Here is a 24470-nt window from a genome sequence, read left to right as displayed (position 1 = left end):
ACCGGTCAACAGCGCGGCCGCCGCGCTGTACCACCTGCTGCAGCGTCTGGGGCTCGCCCGGACCAGCTGAGCGATTCCCCGACGCTTGCAGCTTGGTGCAAGGCCTGTGGATAACTGCCGGGCCGACCCATGGACACTGCTAGCGTTCAGTCGATCATTCTCGGTCGACCTTGGGGAGAGAAACCAACGATGTTGCGCCCGATGGTGGCAACTACAGCCGTCACCGCCGCCCTGATCCTCGTGGCCGGTTGCGGCGGCAACGACGACAAGAAGTCCGACGGGGGATCCGACAACGGCGGCCAGTCCACCACCTCGGCCACGCCGTCGGCCCCGACCGTCCCGTCTTTCGACCCGCCCAAGGCGTTCAGCGTCGCGGCAGCGTTCCCGTCGGCCGACTACCCGGGCCGCTCCGCGCTCGACGAGTCCCAGATGGGCATCGCCGGCCAGGTCGCGCTGATCGGCGGCTACGCCGGCCTCAGCGGGCGCGACGTCGCCAACCCGAACAACCAGTGGATGATCCCGTCGAAAGCGGCCGATACCACCACGGTAAGCGCGGCGAGCGCGCCGATGGCGGCCAAGCTCGACGGCAAGGACGTCGCGGTGGTCGCCTACGCCGAGACCGACAAGGGCAACGGCACCCAGAAGCCGAAGGGCCTGATCGTCGTCCACTGGATCGACGTCATGTCCGGCCAGAAGATCGCCGAGGCATCCATCCCGGTCAGCACGGTCGAAGGCACGGGCACCGACGCGGTCGGCACTCCAGGCATCACGAACGCAGTGGTCGACCCGGAGACTGGTCAGATCGCCATCGGTTCAGGGACCAGCGGAAGTTCTTCGGTGCGGAGCACCACTCTGTCGGTGTATGCGGATCCGAAGACGAAGAAGGCCACGCTGCTGCCGGGCATCACCGCGGCCGCCGTCCACGACGGCGTCATTGCGGGTGCGAAGCCGGCGAGCCCGACCCAGAACGCGCAGGACGCCATGATCGTGCTCGCCGATGGCGCGAGCGGGAAGATCACCAAGCAGATCCCGGCGAAGGAAGGCGTGCTGAACCCACTGGCCGGTGCGGCCAAACACGCCTATTTCTACGGCTCGAGGTACATCGACTACGGCCAGGGGACCAGCGCCTCCGCGATCCTCGCGGTCGACCTGGCGACCGGTGCCGTCGTGCAGACGGCGCTCGGGTACTCGGAGAACGCCAGCTACAGCTGCGTCGCGGACCAGGCGGCCTCGATCGTCTGCACCGGCGTGGTGTCCGGCTCCGGCAAGAGCGAGATCATGGGTTTCGACGACAACACCGCGAAGAAGACCTGGGGCTTCAACAGTGATTCCGGCGGGCGGGTCGTGCCCACCGTGACTGCGGCGTACCACGGTGTCGTGTACGCGAAGACCGAGGCGCAGCCGGTGATGCTGGACGCCAAGACCGGCCAGGACCTGCCGAGCGCGGCCCCGTCCGGCAGCCCGAGCTCGAGCGACACTCCCTCCTCGAGCGACACTCCTTCCTCGGGTGACACCCCGTCGTCGGGCGATACGCCGTCCGACGGCTCGTCCACGTCGCCGGGCAACGACAACGCCGACGCGGGTCTCAGCCTCTACAACGGCAAGCAGGAGTCGCCCGTCGCCGTCTCCCCGTTCGGAGGCGTCTACCGGCAGTTGCCGACCGGCTACGACTCGTCGGATCTCGAGTCGATCTGCGTCTTCGTCAAGGCGACCGCCTGATCGCACCACATGAGTAAAGCCCCGGGACCAGTTCACCGCTGGTCCCGGGGCGTCTTTTCAGGCTGTCAGATGTCGCTGCGATGGAAGTTGCGGTAGGAGCGCGACGGCGTCGGGCCGCGCTGGCCCTGGTAGCGCGAGCCGTACTTCTCCGAGCCGTACGGGTGCTCCGCGGGGGACGACAGCCGGAAGAAGCAGAGCTGGCCGATCTTCATCCCCGGCCACAGTTTGATCGGCAGCGTGGCGACGTTCGACAGCTCCAGCGTCACGTGCCCGGAGAAGCCCGGGTCGATGAAGCCGGCCGTCGAGTGCGTCAGCAGCCCCAGCCGGCCGAGCGAGGACTTGCCCTCGAGGCGGGCCGCGACGTCGTCGGGGAGCGTGATCAGCTCGTACGTCGATCCCAGGACGAACTCACCGGGATGCAGGATGAACGGCTCCTCGCCGTCCGGTTCGACCAGCCGGGTCAGATCCGGCTGTTCCTCGGCGGGGTCGATATGCGGGTATCGGTGGTTCTCGAAAACCCGGAAGAACCGGTCCAGCCGTACGTCGACACTCGACGGCTGCACCATCGCAGCATCGAACGGATCCAGCTGGACCCGCTTCGCGTCGAGCTCGGCCAAGATGTCACGGTCGGAGAGCAGCACGGTCGCACGTTAGCAGCGTGCTGCTCCTTCCGCCCAGCCTGAGGCCGTTCCCAGCGGCTGGTGGTGAATCGTCCGGAGCCCTCAGCTCTCCGGCGGGATCACACCACCAACCTGGGCCTGAGGCAACTAACCTCAGTCGGCCAGCTTGTTGAACTTCGACACCTGGGTGGCGAAGGTCTTCACCTGGGCCGGGGACCAGTCCTTGAGCAGGTCCTCGATCACCTTGTGCCGCTTCTTCCGGGCCGCCGTCAGCTTGCGCTTGCCGGCCGCGGTCAGTGTCAGCAGGGTCGCCCGCGCGTCCGACTTGTCGGCGGCACGCTTCAGCAGACCTTCTTCTTCGAGTCGCGCGCAGGCCCGGCTGACCGGACCCTTGTCCACCTCGAGCGCTGCCACCAGGTCGGCCATCCGCACCGGCGCCAGCTCCTCGACGTGGTTCAGCAACGCGTACTGCGCCGGCTCCAGGTCCGGGTGCGCCTCGTCGGACAGCGTCCGCTGCAGACCCCGCAGCCGCCGTGCCAACGTGACGAGTTCCTTCTCCAGGTTGTCCACCGCGTCACTTGTGTCTGTTGCCACCGTTCACCCCTTCATCCAGTTGCCCCGCAACCATTTTGTCCGGTCCGGAGGACCGCGTCCTCACGTTGCGTCGAATGTTGCCCCCGGCAACGCGTTCTAATCTGCCAGAAGATGACGTACCTGCCCAGTCCTGAACGCGCCCTTTGTGGAAAACTGCCCAAGAACCCCCGGCGCAAACCGTCCGCACCCCGATTTTCGATGCATTCGGCACCTTCTGGGGACAACACCCTGACCGCGCAACAACCGACGCGCGGACCCGGCGTGGTTGCGAGCCCGCCGATCGGCTATCCTCATCACTGCTGCCGGGAGACCGGCGACGCGCGGGTGTAGTTCAATGGCAGAACATCAGCTTCCCAAGCTGACAGTGCGGGTTCGATTCCCGTCACCCGCTCCACCACAGCCCCAGGTCGGGAGCAGGTTTCTCACCTGGGGCTGAGTCGTGTCGGTTATCGTTTGGCGGCATGAGCTACCCGCAGCAGCCGCCGCCCCAGTTCCAGCCGCCGCAGCCGTATCAGCAGTTTCAGCCGCCGGGTCCGATGGGGATGCTGCAGCTGACCATTCAGGGCAGTGCGATGACGTCCAACATGATTCCGCCGACCGTGCACCTGAACGGTTATCCGGTGCCGGTGAAGTACGGCCGGAACGATATCCCGGTGCCCGCCGGGCCGCTGCACATCGATATCCACGCGCAGTGGATTCGCGTCTACGGCAAGGCCGCGCTCGACTGTACGGTGCAGCCGAACCAGGCGGTGCCGGTGTTCTACGCGTCGCCGTTCCACCAGTTCACGTCGGGGAGCATCGGCCACACCAAGGTGAAGCGTAGAGGCCTCGGCGCGCTGATCGGCATCATCGCCGCCATCGTCGTCGTGTCCGTTCTGCTGACGGTGCTCTCGTCCCTCGGCTGAGGCAACCGGCGTCCTCCGTCCACCCGAACGTTGACCCGCGCAACTATCCGGCCAGGCAAGGAAAACGAACGCTTCAGGCGTTCGTTTGACGCGCTTCTAAGGAAGCTCTAAAGCTGGCTGAAACCACAGCTGAGGCCGCGCTGTTTGGGTGTTCCCACGGCGCCGGTTCTCGGCCGGCGCGTTCAGTGGACGAAAGGACTCACGATGATCAAACGATCCCAGCGAATCGTGGCCACGGTCGTGCTCGCCGCGCTGGCCACGACCGGTACGGCGTCGGCGCAGACGTCCGGTTCGGATCCGAAACCCGGTGCCGCGAAACCCGGCGCCCCGGCAAAGACCGACGGCGGGTCCAAGGCCGCCGCAGATGCCGACTTCGCCGCGGTCGCGGCGAAGCTCGGGGTCACGACCAGCCGGCTCACCGCGGCGTTGTCCGCGGCCAAGCTGTCGCTGGCCGGCCGGACCAAGGTGACGCCGCAGGCATTCGTCGCGGCGGTCGCGGCCGAGCTGCGGCTGCCCGTCTCTCGGGTCAGGGCAGCCGTCGAACCGCTGCTGCTCAAGCCCGGGCGTCCTCGTGGCGGTGACGAGGGGCACAAGGGCAAGGAAGGGAACGACCCGAAGAATTCGCCGTTCGCTTCGAACGCCGCGGCGGCACGCCTGGCCACGGACCTCGGCGTCTCCCGGGCCAAGGCCAAGGCCGCCCTGATTACCTTGGTATCGGCTCCGGACGGAATTACGCCGACCTCCAAGGCCTTCCGTCAGATCGCTGCCTCCCTGGGAGTCAGCCCTGACCGTCTGATGAACGCTTTGGGACGGCTGAAGCAGTCACTGGCCAACGGCTGATCACCGTTGTGTCCGACCTCATCAGACCTTCATGATTGACGGCGAGGATGGACGACCATGCGGATACTTGTCGTGGACGACGACCCGGCGGTCCGGCGGTCGTTGGAGCATGCGCTGCGCCGGGACGGGTACGACGTGGCATCCGCCATGGACGGTGCGTCCGCCCTCGCCGAGCATGGCGTGTTCCGCCCGGACGCGGTGGTGCTCGACGTCCTGATGCCCGAGCCGAACGGGCTCGAGGTCTGCAGGCGGCTGCGTTCGGGCGGGCACGACACACCGATCCTGATGCTGACAGCCCGGGACCTGGTCACCGACCGGGTCGCCGGGCTCGACGCCGGAGCCGACGACTACCTGGCAAAGCCCTTCGCGTTGGAGGAGTTGCGGGCTCGGCTTCGAGCCTTGCTCCGGCGTAGCGGCGCGAGGGCAGAGGTGCTGCACTTCGCGGATGTCGATCTGGACCTGAGCGGCCGCCGGGTCGAGCGTGCCGGTCGGCGCCTGGAGCTGACCAAGACCGAGCTGTCGCTGCTGGAGTTGTTTCTGCGCAATCCCGAGCGGGTGCTCAACCGGACCCAGATCTTCGAGTCGGTGTGGGGCTACGACTTCGGCCCGGAGTCGAACGCGCTGTGGGTCTACATCAGCTACTTGCGCAGCAAGCTCGAAGCCGACGGCGGCAGCCGACTGATCCAGACAGTGCGCGGCCTCGGGTACGTCCTGCGCGAGGAGCCATGAACCTGCGCACCCGGCTGGCCGTCGCCGGAGGGTCCATCGCGGCAGCCGCGATGCTGCTCGTGTCGGTAGTTCTGTACCCGGCCGTGGAAGCCAACCTCCGCGGCCAGATCGACAGCGCTCTGGTGAAGGCGGCCGGCAAGGCCCCGGACGTGGCGAAAGCCGTCAAGCAGAAGTTCCGGGGGACGGCCAACGAAGCGGAGTTCCCGACCGCTCCGCTGGCGATCGGGAGCACCCAGCTGCAGATCGTGCCGGACCCGGTCCGGGCCGGGCCTTCGACGCAGTTCGTCGACCTCACGGCCCACGACGTCGAGGTTGCCAACGGAACCGCCGCTGCGTACTTCCGTACCGCGGTCTACGACGGCGTCGCCTATCGCATCTACACCGCTCCTTTCCCGGGAGCACCCGGCACTCTGGTGCGTACGGCGATTCCGCAGTCCGACCCGGCACCCACCCTGCACCAACTCGCCTGGCTGCTCGCCGGATCGACCGTGGCCGCCGGACTGCTGGCAGCTGTCGCCTCCCGGCTGGCCGCCCGCCGCGTCCTGCGGCCGGTACGCCGCCTGACCGAGACTGTCGAACGGATCCGCAGTACCGGAGACCTGGCCATCCCGATTCCCGCCGAGAGCCAGGACGAGATCGGCCGGCTGGGATCCGCGTTCGCGGGGATGACCGCCGCGCTGGACGAATCCGTCGGGGCCCAACGACGCCTGGTCGCAGATGCCTCGCACGAACTGCGCACACCCCTCACGAGCCTGACCGTCAATCTCGAACTGCTGGCGGAGAACCTGGCTGACACCCAGGCTCCACACCTGGCTGCCGAGGCACTCGGTCAGGCCGGCGAACTCAAGACCCTGATCAACGACCTGGTCGACCTCGCCCGCTACGGCCAACCGGCGTTCCACACCGAGGACGTCCGTCTCGACCTCGTCGCGGAGCGCGTCGTGGCCCGCGCGGCACGTCGGGCGGCGGACATCGGGTTCGACCTGACCTGCGCGCCCACTCTCGTGCACGGCGATCCCGACGCCCTGGAACGCGCCGTCGCGAACCTCCTCGACAACGCTGTGAAATGGAGTCCACCCGGCGGCCGGGTCCGGATCAGCCTCGAGGCGGGCGCTCTCGACGTCGCCGACGCCGGCCCGGGGATCCCCGACAGCGACCTCAAGTTCGTCTTCGACCGCTTCTACCGCTCGCCCGCCGCCCGCGCACATCCCGGATCCGGGCTCGGCCTGGCCATCGTCCGGCAGGTCGCCGAAGCTCATGGTGGGACCGCCGAAGCCGTGCCGTCCCGGACCGGTGCCCTGCTCCGTCTGAAGCTGCCGATCTGTCAGCTCCCGTAGACCTCCAGTTCGACGATGCGGGAGTACGTGTGGTCGTTCCCGTCGAGGCAGAGGATGCGTACGGCGTCCGCGTGGACCGGGGTGAACGTCGAGGTGACGTGCCCGACGGTGTTGCCACGGACCTGGTCGACGGTCTGCCAGGTGTCGCCGACCTTGACCTGGACATCCCAGTCGCGCAGACCGTTCACGCGGGCGGGGTACTTCGTGGAGTCCAGCGTGTAGAGCTCGACCCGGTTGATGGTGGCCGGTGTCGACAGCGCGACGTCGTACGTGTCGGGGAAGGCGGCGCGGGTGCCGTCGTTCCAGCCGGTCAGTGTGTCCCAGTGCTCGGAGTCCTTGTCGCCGTCGACGGCGCCGCAGAGGGTGAAGTTGCCATGGGTGGACGAGGCCGTTGCCTGCTCGCCGAGTGCGAGGTTGTCGCCGGGACCCTTCGGCGGCAGCGGGTTGACGGTCACCGGGACGGTCACGCGCTTGCGGTCGACCTCGACGCCGATCTGGTACGACCCGGGCAGGGCATCGCGCGGTACGCGGACCTCGACGGGCGCGGAGACGGGCTGATCGGGATCGAGTGCGGGCAGCCATGACGAGAAAAGCGTCCGGGAGAGCTGCAGCGGACCCGTCGGCTCGAGCGTGAGGTCGGCGTACCGGTCCTGTGCGCCGGTGTCGGTCATCGTCAGGTTGAGCAGGCCGGGGAAGCACGGGAGGCCGACCACGCTCAGCTGCTCCGGTGCGACACTCACCGCCACGTCCGAGGTAGTTGCCTTGGGCACCGAGCTGGACCCGAGCAGCGCGGCTGCCGCGAGCGTTCCGACCGCGATCACGGTCTGCCGGGGGATCTTCATGCTTGCACCTCCGAGATGCCGGGGCGGCCGTCCTCGACGAGGAGTTTGGCGCGGGTGCTGACAGTCCCGTTCTTGACCGAGACCTTGTCGACCACGCGGTAGTCGGAGACCCACAGCTGTGGGGTGATCGTGCAGCTGACGTACCCGCGCTGGAAGTTGCCGAACTTGATGTGCGGGTTCTCGTTCAGCAGGGTCTGGCCACCTGGATCGAGATCCATCCCGTCGATTCCGGACGTGATCGAGGTACCGACGAACTCGGCGGCGACGGTCTGCGAGCCGGGATCGGTGAAGTCGAGCTTGAGGTCGGACGCGACGCTGCGGTGCAGGTCGCCGGCGATCGCGACCAGGTTGCGCACCTTGCGCTGCGCGGCACCGCCGAGGATGCGATCGCGGGACGCCTCGTAGCCGTCCCAGGTGTCCATCGGGACGAGCACGTCCGGACCGTCCTTGGTGTCGAGCCGAGCGATCGCGGTCTGGTTGGCCATCACGTTCCAGCGCGACTGCGACGCGGTCCAGCCGTCGAGCAACCACTTCTCCTGGGCGTCGCCGGTGATCGTGCGGGCCGGGTCCTTGGTCTCCGGGCCGGGCGCCTTCGTGCCATCGCCGTAGGCCTGGTCCGAGCGGTACTGCCGGGTGTCCATCACGCTGAACTCGGCCAGTCGCCCGTACTTGATCCGCCGGTAGAGCTGCATGTCCGGGCCCTTCGGGAACTGGGAGAACCGCAGCGGCATGTGTTCCCAGTAGGCGCGGAACGCGTTGGCCCGGCGCACCCGGAACACCGCCGGCGGTGCGCTCGGGTGCGCCTCGTCCGCCCAGTTGTCGACCACCTCGTGGTCGTCGAGGGTCACGATCCACGGCGCGACCGCGTGCGCATGCTGCAGGTCCGGATCCAGCTTGTACTGCGCGTACCGCTGCCGGTACTCGTCCAGCGTGACGGTTTGCTGGGTATTGATGACCTCTTTCGAGTCCGGGCGGATGCCGCGGTCGATGCCGAACTCGTAGATGTAGTCGCCGAGGAAGAACACCACGTCGTGGTCGCGCCGGGCCAGGTCGGCGTACGCCGTGTACCAGCCCTCCCAGATGGCCTGGCAGGACGCGAAGGCCAACGACAGCTTGGACAGCTGGGTGTCGGCGGTCGGCGCAGTCTTGGTCCGGCCGACCGGGCTGAGCTGACCGTTCACGCGGAAGCGGTACCAGTAGTGCCGCCAGGGACGGAGCCCGCGGACGTCGACGTGGACCGAGTGACTCGCCTCGGGACCGGCCTTCACCGAACCGTGGCGGACGACTCGGCGGAAGTGCTCGTCCTCCGCCACCTGCCACTCCACGTCGACCGGCCGGCGATCCATCCCGCCGAACGGCGCGAGCGGATCCGGCGCGAGCCGGGTCCAGATCACGACCGCGTCCGGCAGCGGGTCGCCGGACGCGACGCCGAGCGTGAACGGGTCCCGCCGGTCCGGACGGCCGGTCCAGCCGGCCGCGGCACTCTTGATCTCCGGAAGACTGCCGGTCAGCGCGAGCGCTGCCGCCGCCCCGGTCGCTGTCAGAAAGCTTCGTCGACTACTCCGCATCCGCACAGGCCCCACCCGATCATCGAGAGGTGATCACATCCGTAACGGGAGATTACGAGAAGTTCACACAATCGGGTGGGAACTGACCGGTTCCGGTCGTTACTTGACGATCTTGCTCGCCGGCGGCGCGGTGATGTGCACCGGCTTGTTGTAGTCGGTCATGGACATCACCATCGAGACGCCGACCAGGTCGAACGACATCCGCCGAACCAGGTGCGAGCTGTCCATCCAGAGTGAGTACGTCATCGACTTCGGGGCGCCGGCCGGCAGCTTCTTACCCTGCAGGGCGAGCGCTTTGGCAGTGCTGACGCTGATGTCGTAGCGCTCGAGCTTCTGGCCGTCGACGGTCTCGGGGCCGACGTACTTCACGCTGCCCAGGCTGGAGCCGAACGAGTTGAAGATCTTCGTGGGGTCGCCGCTCTCGAGCAGTTCGCCGACGTCACCGGTCTTCGCCCCGGTGAACTTCACGAACTTGCCGGCCGAGGTCAGCCCGGGGAACGACATGTACGCGACGTTCTTGATGGCGACGATCCTGGCGGTCTTGCCCTCGAAGGCCGCGCCGGCCATCTCCATCGACAGCGCGTCCGGCTTGGCGGTCTGGAAGCCGTCCATCGTCATCAGCGTGCTGCCGTTGGCCGTTACCTTGCCGACGATGTGCCACGACTTCTGCTTGGTCAGTGCGGCCTTCATCGCCGGGACGAAGGTGACGCGGTTCAAGCGGGCGACCGGCGCCTTCACGATCGGCGCCGCGGTCTTGGTGACGATCGCGGTCGGCGTCTCGGCCGGGACCGACGGGCGGTAGCCGGTGGCTTTCGGGTCGCCGTTGCCGCACGCGGCGAGGCCGAGAACCAGTGGTACGGCGGCAACGGTCGCCACCGCGGTGTGCAGCTTCATGTCCCTCCCCAGATGATGCAGACGAGGGATATTATGGTCTGGACCACCTGGGGAGGAAGGGGATTGCAGCTAGTTGCAGCTACTCGCCACGTTTGACCGATGCGAGCAGGAGTTGCGCGACGTCCTGCACCTCGACTGACTCGCGCGCGGAGCCGTCCGCCTGCTTGGCGGTGAGGCCGTCCGACAGCATCACGCGGCAGAACGGGCAGCCGGTGGCGATCTTGTCGGCGCCGGTCTCGACCGCCTCGGTGGTGCGGTTCAGGTTGATGCGGGTGCCAAGCTTCTCCTCCATCCACATCCGCGCGCCGCCCGCGCCGCAGCAGAACGATTTCGTCTGGTTGCGCGGCATCTCGGCGTACTGCGCTCCCGGGATGATGTCGAGCAGTTCGCGCGGGGCGTCGTACACCTGGTTGTGGCGGCCGAGGTAACACGGGTCGTGGTACGTGATCGTCTGCCCGTTGAGCGAGCTGTCGGCCGGCGCGACCGGGGTCAGCTTGCCGTCGCGGACCAGGCGGTTCAGCAACTGCGTGTGGTGGATGACGTCGAGCTCGACACCGAGCTGCGAGTACTCGTTCTTCAGCGTGTTGAAGCAGTGTGCGCAGGTGGAGACCACTTTGCGGACCTTGGTCTCTTTGAAGACCTCGGCGTTCTGCATCGCGAGCTGCTGGAACACGAACTCGTTGCCGGACCGCCGGGCCGGGTCGCCGGTGCAGGTCTCGCCGTCACCGAGTACGGCGAACGTCACGCCCGCGATGTTCAGCAGCTCGGCCACCGCCTGCGTGGTCTTCTTCGCGCGGTCCTCGAACGCGCCGGCGCAGCCGACCCAGAACAGGTACTCGACCTCGTCGAGCGACTCGACGTCGGTGCCGACCTGCTTGACCTCGAACGGCAGGTCCTTGGCCCAGTCCATCCGGCCGGACGGGTTCATGTTCCACGGGTTGCCCTTGTTTTCCAGGCCCTTGAACAGCCCGTTGAGCTCGGACGGGAACGACGACTCGATCAGCACCTGGTACCGGCGCATGTCCATGATCGCGTCGACGTGCTCGATGTCGACCGGGCACTGCTGCACGCAAGCGCCGCACGACGTACAGGCCCACAGCGCTTCCTCGTCGATGACCGCGACGTCCGCGGGTCCGACCAACGGTTTGTCCTGCTCGGCGAGCACCAGCTCCGGCAGCGACTTGCGGGTGTCGTCGTCGCTCGCCAGCAGGTACGGCGCCTTGGCGTAGGCGTGCTCGCGCAGGCCCATCATGATCAGCTTCGGCGACAACGGCTTCTCGGTGTTCCAGGCCGGGCACTGCGACTGGCACCGTCCGCACTCGGTGCAGGTGGTGAAGTCGAGCAGTCCTTTCCAGGTGAAGTCCTCGACCTTGCCGACGCCCAGCGCGGCGTCCTCGTCGAGCTCGTCGATGTTCTCGAAGTCGATCGGCGCGCCGTTGACCATGATCGGCTGCAGGGCGCCCAGCGCCGTACCGCCGTCGGCCTTGCGCTTGAACCAGATGTTCGGCCACGCGGTGAACCGGTGCCAGGCCACGCCCATTGTCGCGTTCAGCGAGATCGTGATCATCCAGGCGAACGAGATCAGGATCTTGATCATCGCGACCAGGTAGACCGCGTTCTCCAGCCCGTGCTCGCTCAGCCCGCCGAAGAGACCGGAGCCGATGAAGAACGTCATCGGGAAGTGAAACTTGTCGCCATCGCCCAGCTGGTACTCGAGACCGCGCAGCAACAGGATGCAGACGAGCACCCCGAGGATCGTGTACTCGACGTAGTACGCCTGCCAGGCGGTCGAGCCGTAGAACCGGGACGAGCGGGGGTTGTCGCCCTTCGGCAGGTGCATCAGCCGATAGATGATCAGGCCGACGATCGACACCAGACCGGTCCAGGTGAGGGCCTCGCTGACCCACTCGAAGACGAACCAGTGCCCGATGACCGGCAATGCCCAGTGCGGGTCGAACAGCTGGCCGAACGCCGTCACCAGGGTCAGGAACAGCCCGATGAACCCGAACGCGACGAACCAGTGCATCACCCCGATGTGACTCCACTGCAGCATCCGGGTGTGGCCGAGGGTCTCCTTGGCCAGGGTGACGGTCCGCTTGCCTGGGTTGTCGGTCCGGCCGGCCGGCTGTCCGAGCTTGATGACGGACACGATGTGCCCGATCGTCTTGCCGAACAGCGCAACGGCGACGAGCGTCACCGCGAGCGAGACGACGATGGCGAGGATCTGCATACCAGCGATGTTATTGGTTGGTTACTCGTCAGTCATGTCCTTGCGGTCATCATCACGCCCGCGTGTTTCGTGTCACGTTGCGCTCAGTCGACCAGTCTCGCCAGCCGTGCCGCGACCGCGGCGTGGCGCGGATCGGCGGCCGGGAGTACGGCGGCCAGCGACTCGAAGATCTCCACGTCCTCCGCGCCGGTGGACGTCTGGGCGAACTGCCACAGGACGTCCGGGCTGCGCGTGTCGAGGGTGGCGCGTCGGATCGTGGCGTCGAGCTCGTCGCGTTCCATGCGCAGAGCCGGTGCGTCGGAGCGGGCGAGGAGCGGACCGGCGTACAGGGTGAGCGCGGTGTGCAGGTTTCCTTGCCGGAGAGCGGTCTGGACCTGGGTCACGTCGCCGGTGACGTCGGCGATGATCCGGTACGGCTTGGTGTCGAGTACGCCGCCGCCGAGCAGGTTGCGGAGCCGGTGCATCTCCGCGCGCACGGTGGTCGGGTTGCCCTCGTCGCCGTAGAGCTGGAGCATCAGCTGCTCCGCGGTCAGTCCCGACGGATGCAGTAACAACAGTGCGAGTACTTCGGCCCGCCGCAGCGTCAGCGCGATCTCGCGACCGCCGACTATCGCGGTCGGCTGACCGGAGCCCAGCAGCTTCAGCTGGAGTGACGGGCGCGAACGGCGTACCGGCGTACCGGGCATGCGGAGCAGATAGCCCTCGTCGAGCCGCTCGACCAGTCCTTCGCGTCCGTCGCCGAGGTCGATCCGATCGGCGCCGTCCGGTACGACGAGGCGGTCGGGCAGCCACTCGAGCGGCTGTACCGCGAGCACGCGGCCGGTCGGCGTCAGCAGCGCGCCCGGTGCGTCGCCGAGCGCCATCAGATGCCGCATGTTGCGGGCGCGGAGCATCTCGTCGGCCGCGGCCATCCGGACCTTCAGCTGCCCTTCGGCGAGCTGGGCCGCCGCGGTCACCAGCGCGACCATTGCGGGGTGGACCGTGCGCAGCGGTCCGGAGACGTCGACCGCACCGAGCAGCTTGCCGGTGTCGGGGTCGTGGACGGGCGCGGCGGCACAGGTCCACTCGTGGATCCGGCGGACCAGGTGTTCGGCCGAGTGGATCTGGACCGGCTCGCCGACCGCGAGCGCCGTACCCATGCCGTTCGTGCCGATCTGGTCCTCGGACCACACCGCGCCTTCCGACAACGCGATCCGGTCGGCCTGGCGTTTGACCTCGGCGGAGCCCTCGCGCCACAGGATCATGCCCTGCGCGTCGGTGATGATCATGATGTGCGACGCCTCGTCGGCGATCGTCGTCAGCGTCTGCCGCAGGACTGGGAGGACGGCGCGGAGCGGATGGTTCTCGCGCAGCGTCTCGACCATGTCGTGGTTGAGGACGAGCGGCGGCTGGTCCAGCTCCGGGTCGACCGCGGCGGCCAGTGAGCGCTCCCAGGACGCGGCGACGAGTGGGCGTGGCGCACCCGGCACCCGCGCGCCGCCGAGCACTTCGTCGTACAACTCGCTCAGCCGGCGGGCCTGTTCCCGTTGGTCCATGCCGCCTCACTCCGCGCTGCAACGTTCGTGCAACGTCAACCAGCCTACGGTCGGTCCAACGTCGAGGGAGGACCTATGACGATCTTCGCAGCTCCCGGGCAGGATGGCAGCCCGGTCACTTACAAGTCGCGCTACGAGCACTACATCGGCGGCGAGTGGGTCCCGCCGGTCAAGGGCCAGTACTTCGAGAACCCGTCCCCGGTGACCGGGGAGACCTTCACCGAGATCGCACGCGGTACGGCGGACGACGTCGAGCGCGCCCTCGACGCCGCCCATGGTGCCGCGCCGGCCTGGGGCCGGACGTCGCCGGCCGAACGGGCGAACATCCTGAACAAGATCGCCGACCGGGTCGAGGCCAACCTCGAACTGCTCGCGGTCGCCGAGTCTTGGGACAACGGCAAGGCCGTGCGCGAGACGCTCGGCGCGGACCTGCCGCTGGTGATCGACCACTTCCGGTACTTCGCCGGCGCGCTCCGGGCCCAGGAAGGCTCGGTGTCGGTGATCGACGACGACACCATCGCCTACCACTTCCACGAGCCGCTCGGCGTGGTCGCGCAGATCATCCCGTGGAACTTCCCGATCCTGATGGCGACCTGGAAACTGGCGCCGGCGCTGGCGGCCGGCAACACCGTCGTACTGAAGCCGGCCGAGCAGACGCCGGCGTCGATCCACGTGTTCCTGGAGCTGATCCACGACCTGCTGCCGCCCGGTGTGCTGAACATCGTCAACGGGTTCGGCGTCGAGGCCGGCAAACCGCTTGCCTCGAGCAACAGAGTTGCGAAGGTCGCGTTCACCGGTGAGACCACGACCGGCCGGCTGATCATGCAGTACGCCTCGGAGAACATCATCCCGGTCACGCTCGAGCTGGGCGGCAAGAGCCCGAACGTGTTCTTCGCCGACGTCGCGGCCGCGAACGACGACTTCTACGACAAGGCGCTCGAGGGTTTCGCGATGTTCGCGCTGAACCAGGGCGAGGTCTGCACCTGTCCGTCCCGGGCGCTGATCCAGGCCTCGATCTACGACGACTTCCTCGGCGACGCGACCGCGCGGGTGAAGGCGATCAAGCTGGGCAACCCGCTCGACACCGAGACGATGATGGGCGCGCAGGCCAGCAACGACCAGTACGAGAAGATCCTGGCCTACATCGACATCGGTCAGGCCGAGGGCGCGAAGGTGCTTACCGGCGGAGCCCGCGCGGAGCTGGACGGCGATCTGGCCGGCGGGTACTACATCCAGCCGACGATCTTCGAGGGCGACAACAAGATGCGGATCTTCCAGGAGGAGATCTTCGGGCCGGTCGTCTCGGTGACCAGGTTCGACGACTACGCCGACGCGATGAAGATCGCCAACGACACGCTCTACGGGCTCGGCGCCGGAGTCTGGTCGCGCGACATCAACACGGCGTACCGGGCCGGGCGGGAGATCCAGGCCGGCCGGGTCTGGACGAACTCGTACCACACCTATCCGGCGCATGCGGCGTTCGGCGGGTACAAGAACTCCGGCATCGGCCGGGAGAATCACAAGATGATGCTCGACCACTACCAGCAGACCAAGAACCTGCTGGTCAGCTACAGCCCGTCGAAGGTCGGGTTCTTCTGATCATGCAGGTCGAGAAGGTGTTGCTCACGGACGAGGCGGCGGACTGGCTCCGTCGTCTCACCGCGATGCACGGTCCGCTGATGTTCCACCAGTCCGGTGGGTGCTGCGACGGCAGTTCGCCGATGTGCTACCCGGACGGGGAATTTCGAACGGGGTCGGCGGACGTGCATCTCGGCGATCTCGCCGTCGACGGCCTGGACCGGCCGATCGCCTTCTGGATGTCGGCGAACCAGTACGGGTACTGGAAGCACACCCAGCTCACCGTCGATGTGGTCAAGGGCCGTGGCAGCGGCTTCTCGGTGGAGGCCCCCGAGGGCGTCCGCTTCCTGATCCGCTCCCGGCTGTTCACCGACCAGGAGTCCGCAGCGCTCGGACTCCTCTGAAGCGAGTGCCGACCGTCCGGTGGCGTTGCCGGACGGCCGGCACTCTTCCTGTGGTTGACAGATCTTTCCCGGGAGGGAAGGCTCATCCGGAAACTTCTTTCGGAATGATCCGTTCTTAAGTGCGTTGACCTTCGCCCGAGGTGACCCGCCATGAGACCTTCCTTTCGCGCAGCGCTGACTGCTCTCCTCGTCCTCGTCCCGCTTGCGATCGCACCGGTCGCTTCTATAGCTGTTGCTCCAGCCGCTCCAGTTGTTGCTTCGCCCGCGCGTGATGCGCTGGTGCGGTTGGTCGGACGGCAGTACGCCGACCAGGTCACGCTGCAGACGCTCGACCGCGGTACCGGCAAGGACTACTTCCGGGTGTTCGCGGTCGGCCACCAGCTGGTGATCGCCGGGACCACTCCGGCCGTGCAGCTGACCGGCTTCGGCTGGTACCTGCGGCACGTCGTACATGCCGACATCGAGCTGGAGGGCGAGCAGCTGAACCTGCCGGCGCGGTTGCCGCTCCCGAAGCAGCCGGTCGAGCAGCGTGCCTCCGTCGACAACCGGTTCGCGCTCAACGACACCAACGAGGGGTACGCCGGTCCGTACCTCAGCTGGTCGCAGTGGCAGCGGCGCATCGACGTACTGGCGCTGCACGGCATCAACCAGGTGCTGGTGTACGAGGGGCAGGAGGCTGTCTATGAGCAGGCCTTCCAGAAGTTCGGGTACTCCGCTGAGGAGCTGCGCGCGTGGATCCCGCAGCCGGCGCACCAGGCGTGGTGGCTGCTGCAGAACGAGTGCTGTCTCGGCAGTCCGATCTCGCAGCAGCTGATCGACCGGCGCGTCGTACTCGGCAAGCAGATGGCCGACCACCTGCGCGAGCTGGGCATGGTGCCGGTTCTGCCCGGGTACTTCGGCACTGTGCCATCCGGCTTCACCAGCCGGAACCCTGGTGCGAAGACTGTGCCTCAGGGCAAGTGGGACGGGCTGGCCAGACCGGACTGGCTCGACCCGACGAACCCGGTGTTCGCACAGGTCGCAGCTGAGTTCTATCGGGTGCAGACCGACCTGTTCGGTGCCAGCACGATGTACAAGATGGACCTGCTGCATGAGGGCGGCACAGCCGGCGACGTGAGTGTCCCGGATGCCTCGAGGGCGGTGCAGGCTGCGCTGGAGGCCGCGCACCCTGGTGCGATCTGGACGATTCTCGGGTGGCAGAAGAACCCGCTGCCGGCCACGCTGCAGTCGATCGACCGGTCCAAGATGCTGGTCGTCGACGGTATCTCCGAGGCGGTGAACATCACCGACCGGGACAAAGACTTCCTGGGTACGCCGTATGCGTTCGGGACGATCTGGAACTTCGGAGGGCACTCGAACCTCGGCGCGAGCCTGGCGTTGTGGAACCAGAAGTTCCATGCCTGGCTGGACAAACCGGGTACTGCGCTCAACGGCATCGCGCTGATGCCCGAGGCGATCGACAACAACCCGGCCGCTGTGGCGTTCTTCACCGACCTGGCCTGGCAGAGCCAGCCGGTGGACTTGCAGCAGTGGTTCGCGGACTACGCCACCAGCCGGTACGGCGCGGCCGACCCGCATGCGATCGCTGCGTGGCGGATCCTCGGCAGCACCGTCTACAGCTGGCCGGCCGAGGCAGACAGCAAGCACCCGACCGGGCTGTTCGACTACGAGCCCAGTCTGGGCGTCACCGGTACGGCGATCCCGTATGACCCGGAGGTGTTCCGCCAAGCGCTCGGTGAGCTCCTGGCGGTGCAGCCTGCACAGCGGCGGAGTACGGCGTACCGCTATGACCTGGTTGACGTTGCGCGGCAGGTGGTTGCCAATGACAGCCGGACACTGCTGCCGCGGATTGCGTCGGCGTACCACTCCGGCGATCTGACTGCGTTCCGGAAGCTGACTGCGGACTGGTCGCGGCGGGTGTCTCAGCTCGACGCTCTGCTCGGTACTGACGACAACTTCCTGCTCGGGTCTTGGCTGGCCGGCGCTACGGCGCAGGCTGCCTCGCCGGAGGAGGCGGCGGCGCTGCGGTACGACGTACGCACGCTGGTGACGGACTGGACGGCTACGGCGACGCTGCAGGACTACGCGCGGCGGGAGTGGAACGGGCTGGTCGGCGACTACTACGGCGGCCGGTGGCGGACGTACTTCGCTTCGCTCGACAAGGCGTTGTCCACAGGGCAGGCGGCTGTGCCGACGGACTGGAAGGCCTATGCGGAGCGGTGGGCGCAGACGGATACGCCGTACCCGGTGAAGGCGCGGGGCGACGCTTATGAGCTGGCGTCGCAGATCGCGGCCATCCCGACCGGCGCTGTTCGGGTGGAGCCGTCTGCGCGCGGGGTGCGGGCTGGTGAGACAGTGCGGGTCACGGCGACGTACACCAACACGAACACGCTCCGGGCGGCTCGCGCGGTGCGGGTGGGGCTGAGCGCTCCGCCGACGTACAAGGTGAAGCCGGTCGGACCGTCTGTTGCCGGTGAGGTTGCGCCGGGCGGGACGTTCAGCGTCGCTTATACGGTCACTGTCCCTGCTGGTGCACATCCGTTGGACGTGCCAACGTTGACCGCGACCGCTAAGTGGTCTTCGGCTTCGGAGTCTGCGAGCACTCGGCTGCTGGTCAGCGGTGAGGTCGGTACGCCGTGGCACAGGCAGTCGACCAACGATGCTTCGTTCGCCGTGTCGGGCGACGACGTGGGGATCGCCGGTGGTGGCGACGACATGTGGAAGGGGACCGACGAGCACGGCGCTGTGTACCGCTCACAGGTGCTCGGGGAGGGGCAGGCGGTGACCAGCGAGGTCACCTCGCAGGACGCGACAGCGCCGTACGGCCGGGCGGGGCTGCTGGTGGGCAACGACCTGTCGGCGGCCAGTCCGGTTGGCTACGCGAACATCGCGGTCACTCCGCAACACGGATGTCTGTTCAGCTGGGACTCCAATGGTGACGGGACGCTGGACACCTACACGGCTGCGGATGGCTTCACTGCGCCTGTGTATGTGCGGATCGCTCGGTCCGGTGGGCGGCTCAGCGGTGCGTGCAGCCAGGACGGCGTGAACTGGACAGTGGCCGGCTCGGCGGTTGTGCCGGGCGCTGCGGCGGTCCAGGACGTCGGCATGTTCATGAGCGCTGTGAACACGCATACCGGGGTCACCGGGGTCGCGACATTCCATGGCTTCGCAGTCGCGCCGTACGCACCACGGGACACGTCGGCCGACGCCGTACTGAGTGTCGGCAAGCCTGTAACAGCTCTGAGCTCGGAGGACGGCCACCCAGCGACAGCAGCAAACGACGGCAGCCGCTCCAACAACCCCTACTGGGGCGGTCCGCTAGGCCCCACCTGGTGGCAAGTGGACCTCGGTGCCCCATCGCTGGTGTCGTCCGTCAACGTCCGCAACTACGTGGACGGCACCCGCTACTACAACTACCGCCTACTAGGCAGCCAAGACGGCACCCACTGGTACCTCCTGGGCGGCCGCGGCGGCACCACGCCGGTCACAGACGCCGGCGACACCTTCCACACCGAAACCACCACCCGCTACATCCGCATAGAAGGCATCTCCAACTCCGCCAACAACACCTTCCACCTAACCGAGCTAACCGCCACCGGGACCACTGGCTAGCACTGCGCGATAGATGTCGGAACTGCTCAGGTCCGGGCCGGCGGCCTTCAACCGCAAGATGGTGAGCCGCTGGTCCGCCGAAGCATCCCGTAAGCGCAGGGCGTCGGCGACGTGTGGGCGGTCGGCGACGTGGAGCCAGAACGTTAGGTCTATTTTCCAGGTGGGGGTGTGGAGTACGGCGTAGAAGCGTTCGTCGGTGGGGGCTGGTGTTGGGCGGCGGTCGGCGCGTTCGTCGCCGAAGTCGGCGGTTAGTCGGTCGACGCGGGTCGCCAGGGTGGTCAGGCCTTTGAGGATCTTGGGGGCGGTTGCGTCGGGGGCGTCGAACATGACGTCGAGGTCGCGGTCGACCATCAGGCCGGAGAGGGCGCTGCCGATCAGGACTGGTTGCCAGGGGAAGGCTGTGCCGAGGTCCAGTTGGGTGAAGAGGGACTGGGCCTCGGCCTGTAGAGCCTGGGCGTCGTCGACGAGGGACATGTCTTCGACGGTAGGGGTCAGGTTGTGGGGATGACCAAAGGTTTTCCGGGAGAGACGCGCGCGTTGACCGAGTGGGTGGTGCCGTCGACGGTGATGGTTTCGAGGTCCAGGTGGCCGGACTGGCAGGCAATTGTCAGGTTGTCTGCGGAGTGGGTGGCGGTGGCCCAGCCGGTGTTGGTGGTGAAGGGGAACTGCCACGTGTCGGCTGAGCGGGCTATCGGCAGCGGGGCGAAGGTGATGGTCTTGGTGAGGGCGTTGTGGTGGTAGCCGGTCAAGGCTTCCAGGACGGACCAGCCGGCGGCGTTGCGGATGTAGTGGTCGCCGCATTCGATCGGGTTGAAGGGGTTGCGACGGCTGCCGTCGTACCGGGTCCAGAGGCCGTTCAGGATCGACATGCATTCGTCGGTGAGGCCTTCGTACAGGCAGTGGGCGGCGACCTGGTACTCCGATCCCGTCCACACCTCGTCGCAGTACCGGGTGGGTACGTCGGGCCGCCCGCCGTGGGGCCACGTGCACATCAGGAGCCCGGTGTCGTCCGCGTCGGCGAAGACGCGGTACGGGTGGTCGAAGTCGTGGAACCCGGTCCGCAGGTTGTGCCGTACGACGTTGCGCAGCGCCGTCCGCACGTGGTCAGCCGGAAGGATGTAGCCGAGCTCGAGCTGATGAGCCCACCACTGCCCGATCAGCTGGTCCGCAAGGCAGCCATCGCCCCACTGGAAGTCCCTGGTCTCGTCGGGTTCGAGGACCTGCCGGTAGTACTCGCCGGTGAACAGCAGCTCGTCGTACGCCGTACTGCCCGCCTCGAAGAGCGCTCTGAAGCCTTTGGAGTCCTCACCGAGCAGCAGCGCCATCTCCTCGGCAGCACGCAACGCAGCCAACCAGAGCGTGCCCATGAACGAGTTGACCCCACACAGGTCGATGTCGTGCGTGCTGGGCTGGATGCCACGCAGTACATCGTCTCGCAACCACTTGCCATGGATGTGGTCGAGCAACCGGACCACCTGGGGCCAGCGTCGACCCAGCCAGTCCAGACCGGCGCCCTGGCGCACCTCGCGGTACGTCTTCAGCACGCTGCCGAGCATCCCGTCCAGTGCGGGCTCCTCCGGCCCACCGATCACCACGTCCCACACCTGCTTCATGTAGAGCGGTGCGCGGACCCGGTGCGGGATGTAGCCCTCGGGCGCCTGCATCACGTCGTACTCCGTGTCCCGCATGTTCTGATCCAGCGACGGGAAGAGGCGGGAGAGCGTCTGCTCGTAGTTCCACACATGCGTGCAGTTGAGCGGACACGAGCCGCCGTACCGGCCGCCCCACATCGCTGTGGACGCACCGAGCACACCCTCGAACCCCAGCACGTCGCCGTCCGCGGTCCGGAAAACCGTCGGGCTCCGTACGTCGGCCACCAGTGCAGCGATCCGTGAGCCCGCCTCACCGGGCAGACTGCTCGACTCGAACGCCTCGGCCCACGCAGTGGTCAGCTCCTTATGCTCGGACCACTGGGCGATGAAGGACTCGGCCGCGGCGACGGCGTCCGGCGTACGACGGGTGTACGCGTTGCCGAGCCAGAAACGGCTGTGGCCGTACTCCGGGTGCGGGCCGAACTGGTTGAAGTCGACATATCGGTTCGGGAAGTGCCAGGCGATCAGGAACCGCACCTGCTTGGTCTCACCCGGCTCGAGGTGGAAGGGAACCGCCAGGCCACCGTTCCAGGTCGTGCCCGCCGCGCTGGAACCGCTGACCGGGTTCACGGGTCCGTTGAGGAAGGCAACGAACTCCTCGGGGCGTGACCATTGCGGGTGGGCGAGCGCGTCAGCTGTGTCGGCCGCCAGCACCAGCTGGCCAGCGCCGGGATGGTCAATGGGCAGGGTGGTGTTCTCGAGGACCAGGTGCGTCCAGTCGCTGGTACGGCGGATGCGGTTGGTGTTGCCGCCGTACTGGCTGCACGTGGTGCCGTCGATGGGGGTGACGCCGTCCCAGCCGACCGAGTTCTGCAACGCACCCGCCAGCTTGCCGTGCAGTGCGATCTCGCCCGGGTTGTGCAACGTGAACGTGAACCCCACCACCGGCTGCGAGCTGACGTCGACATCAGCTGCAACCAGCGGGTTGAACACGTCCAGGCTCAGCCGAAGAGGCAGCTCAGTCTCGTAGTCCACACGTGCCCGGGGGTACGTCGCAGTCACCGTCGTCGGACCGATCGGCCGGATGACCTCCTGCAGGTGCTTCTCAGCGGCGGGCACCACGTCGTCGGTGACCAGCGGAGTCTCAGTCGGCTCCAGCGCTGGCCCTTGCAGCAGGCGGATCTCGTCCAGCGGCGGCTCGACCTGTGAGAGCCGGAGGGCGAAGAAGCTGTCCGGCACGTGCCCCTCGTGGTTGCCGATGTTGTGCAGTTGCCACTGGCGCAGCGCACCGTTGCCGGCCAGCGCGACCGTGCCGGTGCCGAGGCCACCGAGAGGCAGGGCGAAGTGTCGAAGGTTGTCACCGGTGTAGTGCATGTTTCTCCGTCCATGTACCAGCAGAGGCGAACAACGCCACCGGACCGGGGGCGAGCAGAAGTAGTGAGGCAGTTACCGAGGTCCCGAGAACTAGTGCCAACAGAACTAGTGCCAGGACGCCGAGGGGGACAAGTGGTGCACGTGCAACTAGTTGCAATGAAGCTAGCCAGAGCGTCTTACCGCGTAGCCCAGCGGTCACGCGGAGGCTGAAGGCGTGGCAGGCGGCGAGTAGTAGGAGGACGCTCGCGCAGCCGCTCAAGGCCAGCGGGAGGGCGAAGAGAGGCCCGGAATACAGCTGCCAGTTGAGCAACGTGAGTGCAGTGCCGACGGCCGGCACGCAGGCGACCTCGAGACCGGCCGGCGCCTGGCGCTTGATGTTGTGGAGCAGGAGCAGGACGCCCCCGCGATCGTCGCGGACGATCGCGTCGGTTGTGGCGGTGACGGCTGCCCACGTCGGTCCCACGACGACGGCGCCCAGCAGGAGGCTGAGCGGAGACAGGCCGGGGCTGATGAGGACGACGAGGGCCGAAGCGACGCAGACCAGCACACCGGCCGCGGCCAGCACCGGGAGCTCGTGCCACAAGGCCTTGAACGCCCTGGGTAAGTAGGTCATGCGCGAAGGCCCGTCGACGCGATGGAGGCGATGAACGAGCGCTGGAAGATCAGGAACAGCACGAGGATCGGCAACACCACCAGAGTGATCGCGGCGAACAGCACCACCGCCGGACCGCCGCCCATCGCCCCCTGCAACGACACCAGTCCCACCGGCAGCGTCATCTTCTCCGGCGACGACAGGAAGATGTACGGCCAGAAGAAGTTGTTCCACGACGCCTCGAACACGAAGATCCCCAGTGCGGTCAGGCCGGGCCGCGCGAGCGGCAGGATGACCCGGAACAGGATCCAGAAGTGCCCGGCGCCGTCCATGATCGCGGCCTCGTCCAGCTCCCGCGGGATCGAGGCGATGTACTGCCGCAGGAAGAAGATCCCGAACACGTTCACCAACGCCGGCAGCCAGATCGCCACGGTCGTGTCGACCAGATGCAGCCAGCGCATCATGATGAAGATCGGCACCACGGTCAGCTGCACCGGTACGACGAGCGCCGCGAGCAGCACCGAGAAGATCTGATCGCGGCCCGGGAAGCGCAGCCGGTTGAACGCATAGGCCGCCAGCGCGCTGGTCAGCAACGCACCCGCCGTCGTCAGCACCGCGATCTGCAAGCTGTTCCACGCCATCTGCGCGAACGGGATCAGATCCGGCACCTGCTGGAAGTTCTGCAGCGTCGGCGGCCGCGGGATCCACTGCGGCGGCAGCTGGAACGCGTTGATCGGCTCCGACAGCGCGTTCACGATCAGCCACACCAACGGCGCGATCATCACCAGCCCACCGAGTACCAATACCAGGTCGAGCAGCTTTCCCCTCATTGGTGTACCCACCGACGCGAAAGCCGGAACTGCAGGCCGGTCACGACCATGATCACCACGAACAGCACGAGCGACAGCGCGGCGGCGTACCCGACCTCGAAGGACTGGAAGCCCTTCTCGTACGTGTACTGCACGATGCTGCGGGTCGCGCCGTCCGGACCGCCCTGCGTCATGATCACCATCGGATCGAAGATCTGGAACGCGCCGATGAACGTGATCACGGTCGCGAAGAAGATCGTCGGTGACATCACCGGCAGCGTCACGCTCCAGAACCGCCACCACGCGTTCGCGCCGTCCACCCGCGCGGCCTCGTGCAACTGTGCAGGCACCGTTTGCAGCCCGGCGAGCAGGATGATGAACGTGTACCCGATCGTGTGCCACCAGTCGACGACGATCAGCGTCGGCAACGCCCATGTCGGCGACGCCAGCCAGTTCGTCGTCGTCGAGAGGTAGTAGTTCGCCAGTCCGAACGCCGGATCGAGAACGTACTTCCAGATCAGCGCGACCGCGGCCCACGACACCAGGAACGGAAAGAAGTACGCCGTCCGCACGAAGTACTTCGTTCCGCGCGTCATCGTCCGGTGCACGCCGAGGGCCAGCAGCATGCCCAGGCCGATATGCGTCACCACCGACGCCAGCGCGAACACGAACGTGTTGATCACCGCGCGGATC

20 protein-coding genes and 1 tRNA gene are annotated in these 24470 nt (G+C 67.2%); 9 read left to right on the top strand and 12 right to left on the bottom strand.

From position 1 onward, the window contains the following. Positions 1-201: 201 nt before the first annotated feature. On the top strand, positions 202-1719 hold the full coding sequence (locus ABT313_RS40370) for a hypothetical protein (RefSeq protein ID WP_350865572.1): 1518 nt from the start codon (positions 202-204) through the stop codon (positions 1717-1719). 65 nt (positions 1720-1784) lie between these two features. Here ABT313_RS40370 and dcd read toward each other — a convergent pair whose 3' ends face one another. Continuing rightward, positions 1785-2360, bottom strand: a complete 576-nt coding sequence (gene dcd / locus ABT313_RS40365; RefSeq protein ID WP_350865569.1) for a dCTP deaminase — start codon at positions 2358-2360, stop codon at positions 1785-1787. Positions 2361-2492: 132 nt separating this feature from the next. Continuing rightward, positions 2493-2933: a MarR family winged helix-turn-helix transcriptional regulator gene (locus tag ABT313_RS40360; RefSeq protein WP_137256174.1), complete on the bottom strand. Its 441-nt coding sequence runs from the start codon at positions 2931-2933 to the stop codon at positions 2493-2495. A gap of 320 nt (positions 2934-3253) precedes the next feature. On the opposite strand from ABT313_RS40360, the gene ABT313_RS40355 reads away from it, so the two are divergent. The 5 genes from ABT313_RS40355 to ABT313_RS40335 all read left to right on the top strand — a co-directional run bounded on the left by ABT313_RS40355 (position 3254) and on the right by ABT313_RS40335 (position 6744). Then, positions 3254-3327, top strand: a tRNA-Gly gene (locus tag ABT313_RS40355). A gap of 67 nt (positions 3328-3394) precedes the next feature. After that, positions 3395-3838 (top strand): hypothetical protein, encoded by a 444-nt coding sequence (locus tag ABT313_RS40350; protein ID WP_350865566.1) that lies wholly within the window; start codon positions 3395-3397, stop codon positions 3836-3838. A 204-nt stretch (positions 3839-4042) separates the two neighbouring features. Then, positions 4043-4678 carry a hypothetical protein gene (locus tag ABT313_RS40345; RefSeq protein WP_350865563.1) on the top strand — a complete coding sequence of 212 codons (636 nt, stop codon included), beginning with the start codon at positions 4043-4045 and terminating at the stop codon, positions 4676-4678. A 57-nt stretch (positions 4679-4735) separates the two neighbouring features. After that, the gene (locus ABT313_RS40340) at positions 4736-5407 is read left to right on the top strand and encodes a response regulator transcription factor (RefSeq protein WP_350865560.1); all 672 of its coding nucleotides are present in this window, start codon (positions 4736-4738) and stop codon (positions 5405-5407) included. Beyond that, positions 5404-6744 carry a sensor histidine kinase gene (locus ABT313_RS40335; RefSeq protein ID WP_350865557.1) on the top strand — a complete coding sequence of 447 codons (1341 nt, stop codon included), beginning with the start codon at positions 5404-5406 and terminating at the stop codon, positions 6742-6744. Before ABT313_RS40340 ends, ABT313_RS40335 begins: the two co-directional genes overlap by 4 nt. Here ABT313_RS40335 and ABT313_RS40330 read toward each other — a convergent pair. The 5 genes from ABT313_RS40330 to ABT313_RS40310 all read right to left on the bottom strand — a co-directional run bounded on the left by ABT313_RS40330 (position 6732) and on the right by ABT313_RS40310 (position 13813). After that, entirely contained in the window at positions 6732-7586 is an 855-nt protein-coding gene (locus ABT313_RS40330) for a galactose-binding domain-containing protein (protein WP_350865554.1), read from the bottom strand. The genes ABT313_RS40335 and ABT313_RS40330 overlap by 13 nt on opposite strands. Then, positions 7583-9154 carry an alkaline phosphatase D family protein gene (locus ABT313_RS40325; protein WP_350865859.1) on the bottom strand — a complete coding sequence of 524 codons (1572 nt, stop codon included), beginning with the start codon at positions 9152-9154 and terminating at the stop codon, positions 7583-7585. The genes ABT313_RS40330 and ABT313_RS40325 overlap by 4 nt, the downstream gene beginning before the upstream one ends. A gap of 99 nt (positions 9155-9253) precedes the next feature. After that, a complete protein-coding gene (locus ABT313_RS40320; protein WP_350865552.1) occupies positions 9254-10048 on the bottom strand; it encodes an SCO4651 family lipoprotein in 795 nt (264 codons plus the stop codon). Positions 10049-10127: 79 nt separating this feature from the next. Further along, positions 10128-12278: a (Fe-S)-binding protein gene (locus ABT313_RS40315; protein ID WP_350865549.1), complete on the bottom strand. Its 2151-nt coding sequence runs from the start codon at positions 12276-12278 to the stop codon at positions 10128-10130. 83 nt (positions 12279-12361) lie between these two features. Further along, positions 12362-13813, bottom strand: a complete 1452-nt coding sequence (locus tag ABT313_RS40310) for a GAF domain-containing protein (RefSeq protein WP_350865546.1) — start codon at positions 13811-13813, stop codon at positions 12362-12364. Between the two features lie 75 nt (positions 13814-13888). Here ABT313_RS40310 and adh point away from each other — a divergent pair, with 75 nt between their 5' ends. The 3 genes from adh to ABT313_RS40295 all read left to right on the top strand — a co-directional run bounded on the left by adh (position 13889) and on the right by ABT313_RS40295 (position 19410). After that, positions 13889-15412, top strand: coding sequence for an aldehyde dehydrogenase (adh, locus tag ABT313_RS40305; RefSeq protein WP_350865543.1), 1524 nt, complete (start codon positions 13889-13891; stop codon positions 15410-15412). Positions 15413-15414: 2 nt separating this feature from the next. After that, positions 15415-15795 (top strand): DUF779 domain-containing protein, encoded by a 381-nt coding sequence (locus ABT313_RS40300; protein WP_350865540.1) that lies wholly within the window; start codon positions 15415-15417, stop codon positions 15793-15795. Between the two features lie 150 nt (positions 15796-15945). Continuing rightward, positions 15946-19410: an alpha-N-acetylglucosaminidase TIM-barrel domain-containing protein gene (locus ABT313_RS40295; RefSeq protein ID WP_350865538.1), complete on the top strand. Its 3465-nt coding sequence runs from the start codon at positions 15946-15948 to the stop codon at positions 19408-19410. Here the strand turns inward: ABT313_RS40295 and ABT313_RS40290 are convergent. From ABT313_RS40290 to ABT313_RS40270, 5 genes are read right to left on the bottom strand one after another with little or no spacing between them, the layout of a single operon-like run. After that, positions 19384-19884, bottom strand: a complete 501-nt coding sequence (locus tag ABT313_RS40290; protein WP_350865535.1) for a hypothetical protein — start codon at positions 19882-19884, stop codon at positions 19384-19386. The two genes, ABT313_RS40295 and ABT313_RS40290, sit on opposite strands and share 27 nt — an antisense overlap. Before the next feature lie 17 nt (positions 19885-19901). Next, entirely contained in the window at positions 19902-22376 is a 2475-nt protein-coding gene (locus ABT313_RS40285; RefSeq protein WP_350865532.1) for a GH116 family glycosyl-hydrolase, read from the bottom strand. After that, the gene (locus tag ABT313_RS40280; protein WP_350865529.1) at positions 22360-22989 is read right to left on the bottom strand and encodes a hypothetical protein; all 630 of its coding nucleotides are present in this window, start codon (positions 22987-22989) and stop codon (positions 22360-22362) included. Before ABT313_RS40280 ends, ABT313_RS40285 begins: the two co-directional genes overlap by 17 nt. Then, positions 22986-23798, bottom strand: coding sequence for a carbohydrate ABC transporter permease (locus ABT313_RS40275; RefSeq protein ID WP_350865526.1), 813 nt, complete (start codon positions 23796-23798; stop codon positions 22986-22988). Before ABT313_RS40275 ends, ABT313_RS40280 begins: the two co-directional genes overlap by 4 nt. Next, complete coding sequence (locus tag ABT313_RS40270; protein WP_350865523.1) at positions 23795-24460, bottom strand: carbohydrate ABC transporter permease; 666 nt, start codon at positions 24458-24460, stop codon at positions 23795-23797. Before ABT313_RS40270 ends, ABT313_RS40275 begins: the two co-directional genes overlap by 4 nt. Positions 24461-24470: the final 10 nt, after the last annotated feature.

The sequence above is a fragment of the Kribbella sp. NPDC000426 genome (assembly GCF_040300265.1).
Classification (GTDB): domain Bacteria; phylum Actinomycetota; class Actinomycetes; order Propionibacteriales; family Kribbellaceae; genus Kribbella.
This window is presented reverse-complemented; position numbering and strand designations above follow the sequence as displayed.